This is a genomic window from Acidovorax sp. YS12 (genome assembly GCA_021496925.1).
Taxonomy (GTDB): domain Bacteria; phylum Pseudomonadota; class Gammaproteobacteria; order Burkholderiales; family Burkholderiaceae_C; genus Paenacidovorax.
In genome coordinates this window covers 2,631,097-2,647,859 of record CP053915.1, presented here as the reverse complement: position 1 = coordinate 2,647,859, position 16,763 = coordinate 2,631,097, and the positions used below count along the sequence as shown (strand labels likewise).

Sequence of the window (16,763 nt, the reverse complement as noted above, 5' to 3'; positions counted from 1 at the left end):
AATGGCACCCATGACACTGACCGAACTCAAGTACATCGTCGCCGTGGCCCGTGAAAAGCACTTCGGCCGCGCTGCCGATGCCTGCTACGTGTCGCAGCCCACGCTGTCGGTGGCCGTGAAGAAGCTCGAGGACGAGCTGGACGTGAAGATCTTCGAGCGCAGCGCGGGCGAAGTCACCGTCACCCCGCTGGGCGAGGACATCGTGCGCCAGGCGCAGAGCGTGCTGGAGCAGGCCGCGGCCATCAAGGAGATCGCCAAGCGCGGCAAGGACCCGCTGGCCGGCGCGCTCACGCTCGGCGTGATCTACACCATCGGCCCCTACCTGCTGCCCGAGCTGGTGCGCCAGGCCATCGCGCGTACGCCGCAGATGCCGCTGATGCTGCAGGAGAACTTCACCATCAAGCTGCTGGAGATGCTGCGCACCGGCGAGATCGACTGCGCCATCCTGGCCGAGCCCTTCCCCGACACCGGCCTGGCCATGGCGACGCTGTACGACGAGCCCTTCATGGCCGCCGTGCCCAGCAGCCACCCGCTGGCCGAGCGCGACAGCGTCTCCACCGAGGAGCTGAAGAACGAGACCATGCTGCTGCTGGGCACGGGCCATTGCTTCCGCGACCACGTGCTCGAGGTCTGCCCCGAGTTCGCGCGCTACGCCAGCAACGCCGAGGGCATCCGCCGCACCTTCGAGGGCTCGTCGCTGGAGACCATCAAGCACATGGTGTCGGCCGGCATGGGCGTCACGCTGGTGCCGCGCCTGTCGGTGCCGCGCGACGCGCTGCACCGCGGCGTGCGCCGCCGCAAGAGCGACGACAACCACATCCGCTACCTGCCCATCCAGGACGCCGACGGCGCCGGCCCGCCCATGCGCCGCGTGGTGCTGGCCTGGCGCCGCAGCTTCACGCGCTACGAGGCCATCGCCGCGCTGCGCAACGCCATCTACGCCTGCGAACTGCCTGGCGTGACCCGTTTGTCTTGAAGTCCCGCAACCCAACCAGGAGGTAACCCCATGGCCAAATCCAGCAGCAAATCGGCCGCCGCAGCAGCCACCGCGAAGGGCGGCGCGCCGCGCATCAACATCGGCATCGGCGACAAGGACCGCGCCGCCATCGCCCAGGGCCTGTCGCGCCTGCTGGCCGACACCTACACGCTGTACCTGACCACGCACAACTTCCACTGGAACGTCACCGGCCCGATGTTCAACTCGCTGCACGCCATGTTCATGGCGCAGTACACCGAGCTGTGGAACGCCGTCGATCCGGTGGCCGAGCGCATCCGCTCGCTGGGCCACGCCGCGCCCGGCTCCTACGCCGAGTTCGGCAAGCTGACCTCGCTGGCCGACGCGCCCGTCAAGCCGCCCCATGCGCTGGAGATGGTGCGCATCCTCGTCGAAGGCCACGAGGCCGTGGCGCGCACCGCGCGCGCGCTGTTCCCGCTGGCCGACAAGGCTGGCGACGAGCCCACCGCCGACCTGCTGACCCAGCGCCTGACGGTGCACGAGCAGACGGCGTGGATGCTGCGCTCGCTGCTGGAAGATTGATAGCAGTCAGCGCAAGCTGCAAAAGGGCTTCGGCCCTTTTTTCTTTGGATCACGCACATGCCGGATACACCGCGGCGCAGCCGCCTCTCGCTCTACCTCGACCTGGTCCGCTTCAACCGCCCCGCTGGCTGGCTGGTGCTCGTCTGGCCCACGCTGGTGGCGCTGTGGGTGGCGGCGGGCGGCTTTCCGGGCTGGCACCTGCTGGTGGTGTTCGTGGCAGGCACGGTGCTGATGCGCAGCAGCGGCTGCTGCATCAACGACATCGCCGACCGCGACTTCGACCGCCATGTCAAGCGCACCCAGGCGCGCCCCATCACCAGCGGGCAGGTGTCGGTGAAGGAGGCCGCGCTGCTGGGCGCCGCGCTCGCGCTGGTGTCCCTGGCGCTGGTGCTGACCACGCGCTGGGAGGCCGTCGCCTGGGCGGTGCCCGCGGTGCTGTTCACCATCCTGTACCCGTTCACCAAGCGCTTCTTCGCCATGCCGCAGGCGTTCCTGGGCATCGCGTTCAACTTCGGCATCGTCATCGCCTTCGCCGCCGTGCAGGGCCAGGTGCCGGCCACGGCCTGGGTGCTGTGGCTGGCCAACCTGTTCCTGGTGCTGGCCTACGACACCGAGTACGCCATGGTGGACCGCGACGACGACCTGAAGATCGGCATGAAGACCTCGGCCATCACGCTCGGGCGCTTCGACGTGGCCGGCATCATGGTGTTCTTCGCGCTGTGCCTGGCGCTCACGGCCTGGGCGCTGTGGCCGCTGGTGCCCGGCTGGCCGCTGGCGCTGGGCCTGGGCGCGGCGGCGGCGCAGGTGGCATGGCACTACACGCTGATCCGCGCACGCACGCGCGCGGGCTGCTTCACCGCGTTCAGCAAAAGCCACTGGATCGGCGTGGCCCTGTTCGCCGGTGTGGCGCTCGGCTACGCCCTGCAGTAACTCCTGTTTTGATAGCTGTCAGCGCTTGCCTGGAAAGCGCTGGAGGGCTTTTTTACTTGAATTCGTCGCCGAGTTCGTGCGCGCGCGCCTCGGCGGCGTCGAGCGCGCGCATGAACCGCTGGGCCACGCCGTCGGCCTCCATCGACTCGATGGCCGCGTGCGTGGTGCCGCCCTTGGAGGTGACGCGCTGGCGCAGTACCTGGGGCGGATCGTCAGAGCGGCGCGCCAGCTCGGCCGCGCCGGCGAAGGTGCCCACCGCGAGCTGGTGCGCCTGCTCGCGCGTCAGGCCCATGTCCACGCCGGCCTGGGCCATGGCTTCGAGGAAATAGAACACATAGGCCGGACCCGAGCCGGACAGCGCCGTCACCGCGTCCAGCAGCGCCTCTTCCTCGACCCACAGGTAGGCGCCGGTGGTGGCCACGACCTGCTCCACCAGGGTGCGCTCGCCCGCGCTGACGCCCGAGCGCGCGAACAGCCCGGTCATGCCCTGGCCGATCAGCGCCGGCGTGTTGGGCATGGCGCGCACGATGCGCTCGCTGCCCAGCCACTGGGCGATGCTGCCGGTGCGGATGCCGGCGGCCACGCTCAGGTGCAGCGCGCCGGGCGTGTGCGCGGCCACCTGGCGCGCGGCCTCCTGGAAGTTCTGCGGCTTGATGGCCCACACCACCAGCCGTGCGCGGGCCAGCTGCGGGCCGGCCTTTTCCTGCGCCGTGATGCCGAACTGGCGCTGCAGCGCGGCGCTGGCCTCGGCGGAGGGTTCGACCACGTCGATGCGTTCGGCCGGCAGGCCCTGGCGCAGCAGGCCGCCGATGATGGCGCTGGCCATGTTGCCGCCTCCGATGAAGGCGATGGGGGTTTCGATGGTGAAGGGGGTGGTCATGGGCGGGTCCGTGGATGGTTGCGGACGGCAGACTACCAAAAACGGAGCAGCCCGCGCGCGTCTGTGCGCAAATTGCGGGTATATAGGGTGCAAAATCCCCGTGGGGATTGCGCTGGTAGCTCTCTTTTTTGTAGTGGTTTTGTGGGTTTGTTTCCCGGGGCCGGGACTCGCCCCGGCGGGCGACCTCCTTTTCTTGCTCGTGCAAGAAAAGGAGGCAAAAGAAGCACGCCCCTGCTGTCCGTATCCCCTGCGCTTCGCTCCGGGGCAGCCTGCGGTGCTCGGGCGTGGGGCGGTGCCGCGTAACTCACTGCGCGCCTGCGGCGCTCCGTTCAAACAGACGCGGCAAGTCAGATCACGAAGCGCGTGTGTCCTTCGGCACACGCGCCCGCCCCACGCCCTGCGCTCCTCGGTACGGCCAGAAGGGGGTTGAAGACGACACGGGCCATCGCTGCGCTCGGCCTGGACTTCGCGGCGCGTAGCGCCCGCGCCCGCGAGGCCGAGCGCAGCGATGGCCCGTGTCGGTCTCCACCCCCTTTCAGGCTGCGCCTGGGGCGAGGCGGTGGTGGGGTGGCATGCGCGAAGTCGCGCATGCTTCGTGAACTGACTCGCTGCGGCTGTTTGAGCGAAGCGCGTAGCGCGCAGCGAGTTCCGCAGCGCACCCCGCCAGCGTCTCGCCCCAGGTGTGCCCCCACGCGCAGCGTGGGGGTCGCAGACTGCGGGGCGCGTTTCTTTGCCTCCTTTCTTGTCGCGCGACAAGAAAGGAGGTCGCCCGCCGGGGCGAGTCCCGGCTCCGGGAAGCAAACCCACCACAAGCATAAAAACAGCCAAAAACCAAAGGCCAGCAAGCGCTAGAAGCTATTCTTTTATGAGCGTGAATATCCCTCAGCCATGGCCGAGCGCGGTCTGCGCCACCGCATGCTCCCAGCGCGCCATGCGTTCGGCGGCGCAGGCGCGCTCCAGCGTGGGCAGGAAGCGGCGCTCGGCGCGCCACAGGTGCGCCAGTTCCTCGGTGTCGGCGTAGATGCCGCACGACAGCCCGGCCAGGTAGGCCGCGCCCAGCGCGGTGGTTTCCACCACGGCCGGGCGCACCACGGGGATGCCCAGCAGATCGGCTTGGAACTGCATCAGCAGGTCGTTCACGCAGGCGCCGCCGTCCACGCGCAGCTCACTCACCGGGGCGCCGCCCGCGGCCACGGCGTCGCGGCCCATGGCGGCGAGCAGCGCGGCGCTCTGGTAGGCGATGGATTCGAGCGCCGCGCGCGCGATGTGCGCCAGCGTGGTGCCGCGCGTCAGGCCGGTGATGGTGCCGCGCGCGTCGGGCTTCCAGTAGGGCGCGCCCAGGCCGGTGAAGGCGGGCACCATCATCACGCCGCCCGAGTCGGGCACGCTCTCGGCCAGTGACTGCACCTCGGAGCTGGCCGAGATGGCGCGCAGCCCGTCGCGCAGCCACTGCACCACGGCGCCGCCGACGAACACGCTGCCTTCGAGCGCGAATTCGGGCGTGTGGCCGGGCTGCGCGGCGCTGGTGGTCAGCAGGCCATTGCGCGAGGTCTGGAAGGTCTGGCCCGTGTGCATGAGCATGAAGCAGCCCGTGCCGTAGGTGTTCTTGGCCATGCCGGCCTTGAAGCAGGCCTGGCCGAACAGCGCGCTCTGCTGGTCGCCGGCCACGCCGCCGATGGCGACCGAAGCGCCCAGCACCCCGGCGTCCGTGCGGCCGAAGTCGCCGCTGGAGGGCAGCACCTCGGGCAGCAGCGCGCGCGGGATGCGCAGCAGCGCCAGCAGTTCGTCGTCCCACTGGTTGGTGTGCACGTTCAGCAGCATGGTGCGGCTGGCGTTGCTCACGTCGGTGACGTGGCGCTGGCCGCCGGTGAGCTGCCAGATGAGCCAGCTGTCCACCGTGCCGAAGGCCAGCTCGCCGCGCTCGGCGGCGGCGCGCGCGCCGGGCACGTTGTCGAGCAGCCACTGCAGCTTGGTGCCGGAGAAGTAGGCGTCGATCAGCAGCCCCGTCTTGGCCTGGATGGCGTCGGCGTGGCCCTGCGCGCGCAGTTGCGCGCAGGCGGGTTCGGCGCGCCGGTCCTGCCAGACGATGGCGTGGTGCACGGGCGCGCCGGTCTTGCGGTTCCACAGCACGGTGGTCTCGCGCTGGTTGGTGATGCCCAGCGCGCGCACGTCGCCGGCCGCAATGCCGGCCTGTGCCAGCGCCTGGCGCGCGGTGGCGAGCTGGGTGCGCCAGATCAGCATCGGGTCGTGCTCCACCCAGCCGGGCTGGGGGTAGATCTGCGGCAGCTCCTGCTGGGCCTGGGCCACGATGTGGCCGTGCGCGTCGAAGACGATGCTGCGCGAACTGGAGGTGCCTTGGTCGAGGGCGAGGAGGTAGGTCATGGCGGGAAAGGCGGTGGGGGTGGAAGGGGGGGCGTTCAGCCGGAGACGGTGCAGACCACCTCGGCCGCCTGCAGCAGGCTGGGGAAGGGCTCGGGCGGCGCGGCGTCGGTAAACAGGCGGTCGATCTGCTCCAGCGTGGCCAGCTGCACCATGGCCGGGCGGTTGAACTTGCTGTGGTCGGCGGCCAGCCACACTTCGCGCGCGTGCTCGATGATGGTCTGCGCCACCTTCACCTCGCGGTAATCGAAGTCGCGCAGCGTGCCGTCGGGCTCGATGCCGGAGATGCCGATGAGCGCGATGTCCACGCGGAACTGGCGGATGAAGTCCACCGCCGCCTCGCCGACGATGCCGCGGTCGCGCGGGCGCACCACGCCGCCGGCCACGATCACCTCGCAGTCGGGGTTGCCGCTGAGGATGGCGGCCACGTTGAGGTTGTTGGTGAGCACGCGCAGGCCGCGGTGGTGCAGCAGCGCGCGCGCGATGGCCTCGGTGGTGGTGCCGATGTTCAGGATGAGCGAGCAGCCGTGCGGCACCTGCGCCGCCACGGCGCGCGCGATGCGCGCCTTGCCCTCGGCGTGCAGCGTTTCGCGCTGGGTGTGGGCCAGATTCTCCACGGTGGAGCCGGGCATGCGCACGCCGCCGTGGAAGCGCATCAGCAGGCCTTGTTCGGCCAGGCGCTGTACGTCGCGGCGCACGGTTTGCAGTGTCACGCCCAGGGTGTCGGCGAGCTGTTCGACGCTGACCGTGTGGCGCTGGCGCACTTCTTCGAGCAGCTGGAGTTGGCGGGGATTGTTCACGCGGATGGACTCCCAATGAGAGCGTTGACTTTAAAAGCGAACCAAAACGAAAAAACCGAGGGTTATCCCGAAGGACATTCGATCAATAAGGAACAAAAATGAACGGATACGCAATTCGTCTCTGGTATCGTGCCGGATTCGCGCAGGCATTGGCCGCTCCCCGGGGGCAGGAAAGACACAGATGGATTTGGTTCTGGACAGCATAGTCAAGCGGGTTGGCGCGCAGGTGTGGCTGCATGGCATCGGCATGGCGCTGCAGCCGGGCGCCGTCACGGTGCTGCTGGGCGCCACGCAGGCCGGCAAGACCAGCTTGATGCGCATCATGGCAGGACTGGACGAACCCACCGAGGGCCGGGTGCGCGTCGATGGTGTGGACGTGACCGGCATGCCGGTGCGCGAGCGCAACGTGGCCATGGTGTACCAGCAGTTCATCAACTACCCGTCGCTCACGGTGGCGGACAACATCGCCTCGCCCCTGAAGCTGCGCGGCGAAAAGGGCGTGGCCCGGCGCGTGCGCGAACTGGCCGAGCGCCTGCACATCGAGATGTTCCTGCAGCGCTACCCGTCGGAGCTGTCGGGCGGGCAGCAGCAGCGCGTGGCGCTGGCGCGCGCGCTGGCCAAGGGCGCGCCGCTGATGCTGCTCGACGAACCGCTGGTGAACCTGGACTACAAGCTGCGCGAGGAACTGCGCGAGGAGCTCACGCAGCTCTTCGCCACGGGCGACTCGACGGTGGTCTACGCCACCACCGAGCCGGGCGAGGCGCTGCTGCTGGGCGGCTACACCGCCGTGCTGCACGAGGGGCGGCTGCTGCAGTACGGCCCCACGGCCGAGGTGTTCCACGCGCCGAACTCGCTGCGCGTGGCGCGCGCCTTCAGCGACCCGCCGATGAACCTGGTGCGGGCGCAGGCCACCCTCGGCGGCCTGCGCCTGCCCGGCGGCACCGAACTGCCGGTGGCCTTGCCCGGCGGCCACGGCAACGATCGCGGCGACGTGACCCTGGGCCTGCGCGCGAGCGCGCTGCGCCTGCACGCACGCCCCGGCGACGTGGCGGTGCAGGGCACGGTGGAGCTGGCGGAGATTTCGGGCTCCGACACCTTCGTGCACGCCGCCACGCCCTGGGGCGAGCTGGTGGCGCAGATCACCGGTGTGCACTACCTGGAGCTGGGCAGCAGCGTGGCGCTGCACCTGGACCCGGCCCAGGCCTACGTATTCGGCGCGGACGGGGCCTTGCTGCTGGCCCCGGCACGGCCTGGAAGGAACTGAGCGATGGCACGCATCACACTCGATCTGGCGCACTCGTACAGGCCGAACCCGCAGCAGGACAGCGACTACGCGCTGCTGCCCTTGAGCATGGTGTTCGATGACGGCGGCGCCTACGCGCTGCTCGGCCCCTCGGGCTGCGGCAAGACCACCATGCTGAACATCATGTCGGGCCTGCTCGTGCCCTCGCAGGGGCGCGTGCTGTTCGACGAACGCGACGTGACGCGCGCCAGCCCGCAGGAGCGCAACATCGCGCAGGTGTTCCAGTTCCCGGTGATCTACGACACCATGACGGTGGCCGAGAACCTGGCGTTCCCGCTGAAGAACCGCAAGGTGCCCGAGGCGCGCATCCGCCAGCGCGTGGGCCAGATCGCCGAGATGCTGGAGATGAGTGGCCAGCTCGACCAGCGCGCGGCCGGCCTGTCGGCCGACGCCAAGCAGAAGATCTCGCTCGGCCGCGGCCTGGTGCGCGAGGACGTGGCGGCGGTGCTGTTCGACGAGCCGCTCACCGTGATCGACCCGCACCTGAAGTGGCAGTTGCGGCGCAAGCTCAAGCAGATCCACCACGAGCTGAAGCTGACGCTGATCTACGTCACGCACGACCAGGTGGAGGCGCTGACCTTCGCCGACAAGGTGGTGGTGATGACGCGCGGGCGCGCCGTGCAGGTGGGCGCACCCGACGAACTGTTCGAGCGCCCGCGCCACGCCTTCGTCGGCCACTTCATCGGTTCGCCGGGCATGAACTTCCTGCCCGCGCAGGTGCAGGACGGCGCGCTGGCGGTGGCAGGCCAGCGCATGCCGCTGCCGCGTGCGCTGCCCGATGGCGCGCTGCGCCTGGGCGTGCGCCCCGAATACCTGGCGCTGGCCGCGCCGGGGCAGGCCGGTGCGCTGCCGTGCGCCGTGGCGCGCGTGCAGGACCTGGGCACGCACCAGATGCTGACCGCCACCCTCGGCGGCGAGGTGCTCAAGGCGCGCTGCGCGCCCGAGCAGGTGCTGCCCGGTGAGGGGGGGACTGTCTGGCTGCAGGTGCTGGGCGAGCACACCTGCTTCTACCAAAACGAGGAGCTTTTGCCATGAGCACCACGACCAAGCCGGTGAACCAGAAAGCCTGGTTCCTTATCTTGCCGGTCATCCTCTGCGTGGCGTTCTCGGCCATCCTGCCGCTGATGACGGTGGTGAACTACTCCGTGCAGGACATCATCAGCCCCGAGCGCCGCGTGTTCGTGGGCACCGAATGGTTCGCCGCCGTGATGCGCGACGAGGAGCTGCACAGCGCGCTGCTGCGGCAGATCACCTTCTCGCTGGCCGTGCTGCTGGTGGAGATTCCGCTGGGCATCCTGCTGGCGCTGTCCATGCCCGCGCAGGGTTGGAAGTCGTCCGCCGTGCTGGTGGTGGTGGCGCTGTCGCTGCTGATCCCGTGGAACGTGGTGGGCACCATCTGGCAGATCTTCGGCCGCTCGGACATCGGCCTGCTCGGCGCCGCCTTCAAGGCGGCGGGCATCGAGTACAGCTACACCGGCAACGCCACGCAGGCCTGGCTCACGGTGCTGGCCATGGACGTGTGGCACTGGACGCCGCTGGTGGCGCTGCTGGCCTTCGCCGGGCTGCGTTCCATTCCCGATGCCTACTACCAGGCTGCGCGCATCGACGGCGCGAGCAAGCTGGCGGTGTTCCGCTACATCCAGCTGCCCAAGATGCGCGGCGTGCTGATGATCGCGGTGCTGCTGCGCTTCATGGACAGCTTCATGATCTACACCGAGCCCTTCGTGCTCACCGGCGGCGGGCCGGGCAACGCGACCACGTTCCTGAGCCAGTACCTCACGCAGAAGGCCGTGGGCCAGTTCGACCTGGGCCCGGCGGCCGCCTTCTCGCTGATCTATTTCTTCATCATCCTGCTGCTGTGCTTCATCCTCTACAACTGGATGCAGCGCGTCGGCACCACGCCGAAGGAGGGCGCAGGCCATGAATGAGCCCCGCTTCCAGAAACGCACGCTGTTCCTGATCGCCTACCTCGTCTTCGCCGTGCTGCCGATCTACTGGATGGTCAACATGAGCTTCAAGACCAACGAGGAGATCCTGTCGAGCTTCTCGCTCTGGCCCCAGCACTTCACCTGGGACAACTACAGGACCATCTTCACCGACGAAAGCTGGTACTCGGGCTACATCAACAGCCTGATCTACGTGGCCATCAACACCGTGATCTCGCTCACCGTGGCGCTGCCCGCGGCCTATGCGTTCAGCCGCTACCAGTTCCTGGGCGACAAGCACGTGTTCTTCTGGCTGCTCACCAACCGCATGACGCCGCCCGCAGTTTTCCTTCTGCCGTTCTTCCAGCTCTACACCACCGTGGGTCTGATGGACACGCACATCGCCGTGGCGCTGGCGCACCTGCTGTTCAACGTGCCACTGGCGGTGTGGATTCTCGAAGGCTTCATGAGCGGCATTCCGCGCGAGATCGACGAAACGGCGTACATCGACGGCTACTCGTTCCCGCGCTTCTTCCTCACCATCTTCCTGCCGCTCATCAAGGCCGGCGTGGGCGTGGCGGCGTTCTTCTGCTTCATGTTCTCGTGGGTCGAATTGCTGCTGGCGCGCACGCTCACCAGCGTGAACGCCAAGCCCATCGTGGCGACGATGACGCGCACCGTGAGCGCCAGCGGCATGGACTGGGCCACGCTCGCCGCCGCCGGGGTGCTGACCATCGTGCCCGGCGCCATCGTCATCTGGTTCGTGCGCCACTACATCGCGAAGGGCTTCGCGATGGGCCGTGTCTGAAGGAGAAACGCCCATGTTCGATTGGATGGCCTGGACCACCCCGGTGGCCGTGTTCTTCACCTGCATCGCGCTCATGCTGGTCGGCATGACGGTGTGGGAAATCAAATGCCCCACGGTGGAGCGCAAGGGCTTCCTGCCCATTTCCACCACGCGCGGCGACCGCCTGTTCATCGGCCTGCTCACCGCCGCCTACATCAACCTGATCTGGGTGGGCCTGGGCGAGAAGATGGCGCAGTGGTTTTCGCTGGAGGCCGAGCCCTCGGTGTGGATCAGCTTCGTGCTGTCCATGCTGGCGCTGGCCCTGGTGCTGCGCAAGGGGTGATATGAAAAAGAGAGCTGGCAGCGCTTGTTGCATAAGGGTTTGACAGAGAAAAGATGCTGAAAACCTTGTGCAGCAAGCGCTGCCAGCTATGGTTTTTGCAGGTTTCACAGGCCCGGCCCGGTTCCCCCCTGGGCAGGCGCCGATCCACCAATGGGGGTCTCAAAATGAGGAGACAGCAATGAAGATGCAGTTCAAGGCGATCGCTTTCGCCACCGCGGCCCTGGCTTTGGGGCAGGCTGCCTGGGCCGGCGAGGCCGAGGCCAAGAAGTGGATCGACAGCGAGTTCCAGCCCTCCACGCTCTCCAAGGACCAGCAGATGGCCGAGATGAAGTGGTTCATCGACGCCGCCAAGAAGCTGCAGGCCAAGGGCGTGAAGGACGTCTCGGTGGTGTCCGAGACCCTCACCACGCACGAGTACGAGTCCAAGACGCTGGCCAAGGCGTTCGAGGAAATCACCGGCATCAAGGTCAAGCACGACCTGATCCAGGAAGGCGACGTGGTCGAGAAGCTGCAGACCTCGATGCAGTCGGGCAAGTCCATCTACGACGGCTGGATCAGCGACTCCGACCTCATCGGCACGCACTACCGCTACGGCAAGATCCTGAACCTGTCCGACTACATGACGGGCACGGGCAAGGAATACACCAACCCCGGCATCGACATCGCCGACTTCATCGGCACCAAGTTCACCACCGCGCCCGACGGCAAGCTGTACCAGCTGCCCGACCAGCAGTTCGCCAACCTGTACTGGTTCCGCGCCGACCTGTTCGAGCGCAAGGACCTCAAGCAGAAGTTCAAGGCCAAGTACGGCTACGACCTGGGCGTGCCGCTGAACTGGAGCGCCTATGAGGACATCGCCGAGTTCTTCACCAACGACGTGAAGCAGATCGACGGCAAGCCCATCTACGGCCACATGGACTACGGCAAGAAGGACCCGTCGCTGGGCTGGCGCTTCACCGATGCGTGGCTCTCGATGGCCGGCAGCGCCGACATCGGCAACCCCAACGGCCTGCCGATCGACGAATGGGGCATCCGCGTGGCCGACGACAAGTGCACCCCCGTGGGCGCCAGCGTGGCCCGTGGCGGCGCCACCAACTCGCCCGCCGCCGTCTACGCGCTCACCAAGTACGTGGACTGGATGAAGAAGTACGCGCCCAAGGAAGCCACCGGCATGACCTTCGGCGAAGCCGGCCCCGTGCCCGCCCAGGGCCAGATCGCGCAGCAGATCTTCTGGTACACCGCCTTCACCGCCGACATGGTCAAGCCCGGCCTGCCCGTGGTGAACGCCGACGGCACGCCCAAGTGGCGCATGGCCCCCGGCCCCAACGGCCCCTACTGGAAGCAGGGCATGCAGAACGGCTACCAGGACGTGGGCTCGTGGACCTTCTTCAAGGACCACAACCCCGACCGCCTGGCCGCCGCGTGGCTCTACGCGCAGTTCGTGACAGCCAAGAGCACCTCGCTGAAGAAGACCATCGTCGGCCTCACGCCGATCCGCGAGTCCGACATCCGCTCCAAGGCCATGACCGACATGGCGCCCAAGCTCGGCGGCCTGGTCGAGTTCTACCGCAGCCCGGCGCGCGTGGCCTGGTCGCCCACCGGCACCAACGTGCCTGACTACCCCAAGCTCGCCCAGCTCTGGTGGAAGAACGTGGCCCAGGCCGTCACCGGCGAGAAGACCCCGCAGGCCGCCATGGACACGCTGGCCGACGAAATGGACCAGGTGATGGCCCGCCTGGAGCGCGCCGGCATGGCCCACTGCGCGCCCAAGCTGAACAAGAAGGAAGACCCGGCCAAGTGGCTGAGCGACAAGCACGCGCCCTGGAAGAAGCTCGACAACGAGAAGCCGAAGGGCGAAACCATCGCCTACGACGCGCTGCTGCAGGCCTGGAAGAACGGCAAGGTGCGCTGATGTAAATGCACACCCCCCTGAGCGGCTGCGCCGCTTCCCCCCGCTCTCGCAGTGCTGCGCACTGCGGGCAGGGGGACGCCGCCAGCGCGGCGGGGCGGCCCTTGCGCGGCGTCTGCTGGCTTGGGCCGCGCCGGTTGCGTGGGCTGGGGGGAACACCATGGATGACCGAGATGACCACTGACTCCCCCGCACCCACCCCGCGCGCCGAACTGCTCGCCCGCCTGGCCCAGCCCATCACCTACGACCTCGCGGTCATCGGCGGCGGTGCCACGGGCCTGGGCGTGGCGCTGGATGCGGCGGCGCGTGGTTTCTCGGTGGTGCTGGTGGAGTCGGACGACTTCGCCAAGGGCACCTCTTCGCGCGCCACCAAGCTGGTGCACGGCGGGGTGCGCTATCTGGCGCAGGGCAACATCGCGCTGGTGCGCGAGGCGCTGCACGAGCGCACCACGCTGCTGCGCAACGCGCCGCACCTGGCGCAGCCGCTGCCGTTCGTCATGCCCTCGTACCACCTGTGGGAGACGCCGTTCTACGGCGTCGGCCTGAAGATGTACGACGCCCTGGCCGGCCAGGCCGGCCTGGGCGCCACCGAATTCATGGGCCGCGCCCGCACCCTGCACTGCCTGCCCACGGCGCGCGCCGAAGGGCTCAAGGGCGGCGTCAAGTACTGGGACGGCCAGTTCGACGACGCGCGCCTGGCGCTGGCGCTGGCGCGTACCGCGGCGGCCCAGGGGGCGCTGCTGGTCAACTACTGCCCGGCGCGCGAGCTGCTGCACGAAGGCGGCAAGGTGGCGGGCCTGGTCTGTGAAGACGCCGAGAGCGGGCAGCGCTTCACGCTGCGCGCGCGCGCCGTGGTCAATGCCACGGGCGTCTGGGTCGATGCATTGCGCCAGCAGGACGCCGAGGCGCTGGGCAGGCCCGTGCGCCCCATGGTGGCGCCCAGCCAGGGCGTGCACATCGTGGTGGACCGCGACTTCCTGCCCTCGGACCACGCGCTGCTGGTGCCCAAGACGGCCGACGGGCGCGTGCTGTTCGCCGTGCCCTGGCTGGGCAAGCTCATCCTGGGCACCACCGACAGCCCGCGCCAGGACCTGGCGCGCGAGCCGCAGGCCTTCCGCGAGGAGGTGGATTTCATCCTCAGCGAGTCGGCCAAGTACCTGCGCCGCGCGCCGCGCGCCGAGGACGTGCGCAGCATCTGGGTCGGCCTGCGTCCGCTGGTGCGGCCGCCCGACGACGAAGGCGGCAACACCAAGGCCCTGAGCCGCGAGCACACCGTGCTGGCCAGCCGCAGCGGGCTGGTGACCGTGACGGGCGGCAAGTGGACCACCTACCGCGCCATGGCCGAGGACGTGCTGGCGAAGTGCTTCGACGAAGGCCTGCTGCCGGCGCGGCCCGCTGGCGCCACCGTGCAGCTGCGCCTCGTGGGGGCGCCCGCGGCCCCGGTGCGCCACCGCATCTACGAGGCCCAGGGCTGGCATTCATATGGCAGCGAGGCCGCCGCGGTGCAGGCCCTGCCGGGCGCGCAGGCCTGGCTGGCCGAGGGGCTGAGCGAGGCCATGGTGCGCTTTGCCGTGCGCCACGAATACGCGCGCACCGTGGAGGATGTGCTGGCCCGGCGCTGCCGCCTGCTGTTCCTCGACGCCCGGCTGGCGGCCCGGCTGGCGCCGCGCGTGGCGGAAATCCTGCAGGAAGAAGGCCAGGGCGAGCCGCGGCTGCCGGCCTTTTTGGCGTTGGCGCAACAGTATCTGCAGCTGCCCGCCTGATTCCTGCCTGCGCAGGGCTTGACTTGCTCGGTCGGCTCTGCAACAATGCCAGGCTTCGCGTAAAAATTATGCGAGGTTTCTGCCCAGTGGAAGCGCCGTGAAATGGTTCGCGGCGTGGACGACGGGCCCAAGACTGACTGGCTGCTCGCGGCCCGAGAGAAGGACTCTGGGGCTGTCGGGATGTGCTGGTGCAAGTTGGGAATATTGAAATGATCCAAACAGAATCTCGGTTAGAGGTTGCCGACAACACCGGCGCCAAGTCCGTCCTGTGCATCAAGGTGCTCGGCGGCTCCAAGCGTCGCTATGCCAGCGTTGGTGACATCATCAAGGTGAGCGTGAAAGAAGCTGCTCCGCGTGGTCGCGTCAAGAAAGGCGAGATCTACAGCGCGGTGGTGGTGCGCACGGCCAAGGGCATCCGCCGTGCCGATGGCTCGCTCGTCAAGTTCGATGGCAACGCCGCTGTGCTGCTCAACGCCAAGCAAGAGCCTATCGGTACCCGCATTTTTGGCCCCGTGACACGTGAACTGCGCACCGAGAAGTTCATGAAGATCGTGTCCCTGGCCCCTGAAGTTCTCTGAAGGACGCACCATGAACAAGATCCGCAAGGGCGACGAAGTCATCGTGCTGGCTGGCCGTGACAAGGGCAAGCGTGGCACCGTTTCGCTGCGCAAGGACGACTCCCACCTGGTGATCGAAGGCATCAACCTGGTGAAGAAGCACGTCAAGCCCAATCCCATGAAGGGCACCACCGGCGGCATCGTGGAAAAGGCCATGCCTATCCACCAGTCCAACGTGGCCATCTTCAATGCAGCGACCGGCAAGGCTGATCGCGTCGGTATCAAGGTGCAGGCTGACGGCGCGCGCGTTCGCGTGTTCAAGTCCAACGGCGCCGAAATCAAGGCTGCCTAAGGGGTAACACATGGCACGACTGCAAAAACTCTATCGCGAAAAGATCGCGGCTGAACTGAAGGAAAAGTTCGGCTACCAATCCATCATGGAAGTCCCGCGCCTGTCCAAGATCACCCTGAACATGGGTGTGGGCGAGGCCGTGGCCGACAAGAAGGTGCTGGACAACGCCGTGGGCGACCTGACCAAGATCGCCGGCCAGAAGCCCGTGGTGACCAAGGCCAAGAAGGCCATCGCCGGCTTCAAGATCCGCGAAGGCCAGGCCATCGGCTGCATGGTCACGCTGCGTGGCGTTCAGATGTACGAATTCCTGGACCGTTTCGTCACCGTGGCCCTGCCGCGCGTGCGTGACTTCCGTGGTATCTCCGGCCGCGCTTTCGACGGCCGCGGCAACTACAACGTCGGCGTCAAAGAGCAGATCATCTTCCCGGAAATCGAATACGACAAGGTGGATGCGCTGCGTGGTCTGAACATCAGCATCACCACGACGGCTAAAACCGACGACGAGTGCAAGGCGCTGCTGTCGGCATTCAAATTCCCCTTCAAGAACTGAGGTGGCGCATGGCTAAGAAAGCTTTGATCGAGCGCGAACTCAAGCGCGAAAAACTGGCCGCCAAGTACGCTGCCAAGTATGCAGAACTGAAGGCCATCGCCGGCGACGCCAAGCGTTCCGACGAAGAGCGCGACGCCGCTCGCCTGGGCCTGCAGAAGCTGCCCCGTAACGCCAACCCCACGCGCCAGCGCAACCGTTGCGAGATCACCGGTCGCCCGCGCGGCACCTTCCGCCAATTTGGCCTGGGCCGCGCCAAGATCCGTGAAATGGCCTTCGCCGGTGACATCCCCGGTGTGACCAAGGCCAGCTGGTAAGTCGAGCAGGAGAGAACAACATGAGCATGAGTGATCCCATCGCTGACCTGCTGACCCGCATCCGCAACGCCCAGATGGTCTCCAAGGCCACCGTGACGGCGCCTTCCTCCAAAGTGAAGGTCGCCATCGCCCAGGTGCTGAAGGATGAGGGCTACATCGACGGCTTCCAGGTGAAGACCGAAGGCAGCAAGTCCGAACTCGAAATTACCCTGAAGTACTACGCCGGCCGTCCCGTGATCGAGCGTATCGAGCGCGTGAGCCGTCCTGGCCTGCGCGTGTACAAGGGCCGCGACGCCATCCCCCAGGTCATGAATGGCTTGGGCGTGGCCATCGTCACCACTCCCAAGGGCGTGATGACGGATCGCAAGGCACGTGCCACCGGCGTCGGCGGCGAAGTGCTGTGCTACGTGGCCTAACCGAGCATTGAAGGAGAA

Annotated in this window: 18 protein-coding genes; 15 read left to right on the top strand and 3 right to left on the bottom strand. The window is 67.7% G+C overall.

All coding sequences use genetic code 11. The annotated features are described in order from the left end of the window. The first annotated feature begins 10 nt into the window (after window positions 1-10). From YS110_12165 to ubiA, 3 genes are read left to right on the top strand one after another with little or no spacing between them, the layout of a single operon-like run. A complete protein-coding gene (locus tag YS110_12165) occupies window positions 11-976 on the top strand; it encodes a LysR family transcriptional regulator (GenBank protein ID UJB65450.1) in 966 nt (321 codons plus the stop codon). A gap of 30 nt (window positions 977-1,006) precedes the next feature. Beyond that, entirely contained in the window at window positions 1,007-1,537 is a 531-nt protein-coding gene (locus YS110_12160; GenBank protein ID UJB65449.1) for a DNA starvation/stationary phase protection protein, read from the top strand. A gap of 57 nt (window positions 1,538-1,594) precedes the next feature. Beyond that, window positions 1,595-2,467: a 4-hydroxybenzoate octaprenyltransferase gene (gene ubiA / locus YS110_12155; protein ID UJB65448.1), complete on the top strand. Its 873-nt coding sequence runs from the start codon at window positions 1,595-1,597 to the stop codon at window positions 2,465-2,467. A gap of 52 nt (window positions 2,468-2,519) precedes the next feature. On the opposite strand, the gene YS110_12150 is transcribed toward ubiA, so the two are convergent. The 3 genes from YS110_12150 to YS110_12140 all read right to left on the bottom strand — a co-directional run bounded on the left by YS110_12150 (window position 2,520) and on the right by YS110_12140 (window position 6,532). Next, window positions 2,520-3,347 (bottom strand): pyrroline-5-carboxylate reductase, encoded by an 828-nt coding sequence (locus YS110_12150; GenBank protein UJB65447.1) that lies wholly within the window; start codon window positions 3,345-3,347, stop codon window positions 2,520-2,522. 882 nt (window positions 3,348-4,229) lie between these two features. Continuing rightward, entirely contained in the window at window positions 4,230-5,729 is a 1,500-nt protein-coding gene (gene glpK / locus YS110_12145; GenBank protein ID UJB65446.1) for a glycerol kinase GlpK, read from the bottom strand. A 35-nt stretch (window positions 5,730-5,764) separates the two neighbouring features. Next, window positions 5,765-6,532, bottom strand: a complete 768-nt coding sequence (locus YS110_12140) for a DeoR/GlpR transcriptional regulator (protein ID UJB67437.1) — start codon at window positions 6,530-6,532, stop codon at window positions 5,765-5,767. A 175-nt stretch (window positions 6,533-6,707) separates the two neighbouring features. Between YS110_12140 and YS110_12135 the strand changes: the two genes are divergently transcribed. The 12 genes from YS110_12135 (at window position 6,708) to rpsH (ending at window position 16,745) form a co-directional block, all read left to right on the top strand. Next, window positions 6,708-7,790, top strand: coding sequence for an ABC transporter ATP-binding protein (locus tag YS110_12135; GenBank protein ID UJB65445.1), 1,083 nt, complete (start codon window positions 6,708-6,710; stop codon window positions 7,788-7,790). A gap of 3 nt (window positions 7,791-7,793) precedes the next feature. Next, window positions 7,794-8,864 carry an ABC transporter ATP-binding protein gene (locus YS110_12130; GenBank protein ID UJB65444.1) on the top strand — a complete coding sequence of 357 codons (1,071 nt, stop codon included), beginning with the start codon at window positions 7,794-7,796 and terminating at the stop codon, window positions 8,862-8,864. Further along, window positions 8,861-9,757: a sugar ABC transporter permease gene (locus tag YS110_12125; GenBank protein ID UJB65443.1), complete on the top strand. Its 897-nt coding sequence runs from the start codon at window positions 8,861-8,863 to the stop codon at window positions 9,755-9,757. Before YS110_12130 ends, YS110_12125 begins: the two co-directional genes overlap by 4 nt. Next, on the top strand, window positions 9,750-10,562 hold the full coding sequence (locus YS110_12120) for a carbohydrate ABC transporter permease (protein ID UJB65442.1): 813 nt from the start codon (window positions 9,750-9,752) through the stop codon (window positions 10,560-10,562). The genes YS110_12125 and YS110_12120 overlap by 8 nt, the downstream gene beginning before the upstream one ends. Window positions 10,563-10,575: 13 nt before the next feature. Then, window positions 10,576-10,884 carry a DUF2160 domain-containing protein gene (locus tag YS110_12115; GenBank protein UJB65441.1) on the top strand — a complete coding sequence of 103 codons (309 nt, stop codon included), beginning with the start codon at window positions 10,576-10,578 and terminating at the stop codon, window positions 10,882-10,884. A 178-nt stretch (window positions 10,885-11,062) separates the two neighbouring features. Continuing rightward, window positions 11,063-12,796 (top strand): carbohydrate ABC transporter substrate-binding protein, encoded by a 1,734-nt coding sequence (locus tag YS110_12110; GenBank protein ID UJB65440.1) that lies wholly within the window; start codon window positions 11,063-11,065, stop codon window positions 12,794-12,796. A gap of 170 nt (window positions 12,797-12,966) precedes the next feature. After that, window positions 12,967-14,556, top strand: coding sequence for a glycerol-3-phosphate dehydrogenase/oxidase (locus YS110_12105; protein ID UJB65439.1), 1,590 nt, complete (start codon window positions 12,967-12,969; stop codon window positions 14,554-14,556). A 209-nt stretch (window positions 14,557-14,765) separates the two neighbouring features. Then, a complete protein-coding gene (gene rplN / locus YS110_12100) occupies window positions 14,766-15,134 on the top strand; it encodes a 50S ribosomal protein L14 (protein UJB65438.1) in 369 nt (122 codons plus the stop codon). A 10-nt stretch (window positions 15,135-15,144) separates the two neighbouring features. Continuing rightward, on the top strand, window positions 15,145-15,465 hold the full coding sequence (gene rplX / locus YS110_12095) for a 50S ribosomal protein L24 (GenBank protein UJB65437.1): 321 nt from the start codon (window positions 15,145-15,147) through the stop codon (window positions 15,463-15,465). 10 nt (window positions 15,466-15,475) lie between these two features. Next, entirely contained in the window at window positions 15,476-16,015 is a 540-nt protein-coding gene (gene rplE / locus YS110_12090; protein ID UJB65436.1) for a 50S ribosomal protein L5, read from the top strand. A gap of 8 nt (window positions 16,016-16,023) precedes the next feature. Continuing rightward, the gene (gene rpsN, locus YS110_12085) at window positions 16,024-16,329 is read left to right on the top strand and encodes a 30S ribosomal protein S14 (protein ID UJB65435.1); all 306 of its coding nucleotides are present in this window, start codon (window positions 16,024-16,026) and stop codon (window positions 16,327-16,329) included. 20 nt (window positions 16,330-16,349) lie between these two features. Next, the gene (gene rpsH, locus YS110_12080) at window positions 16,350-16,745 is read left to right on the top strand and encodes a 30S ribosomal protein S8 (GenBank protein ID UJB65434.1); all 396 of its coding nucleotides are present in this window, start codon (window positions 16,350-16,352) and stop codon (window positions 16,743-16,745) included. Window positions 16,746-16,763 lie beyond the last annotated feature (18 nt).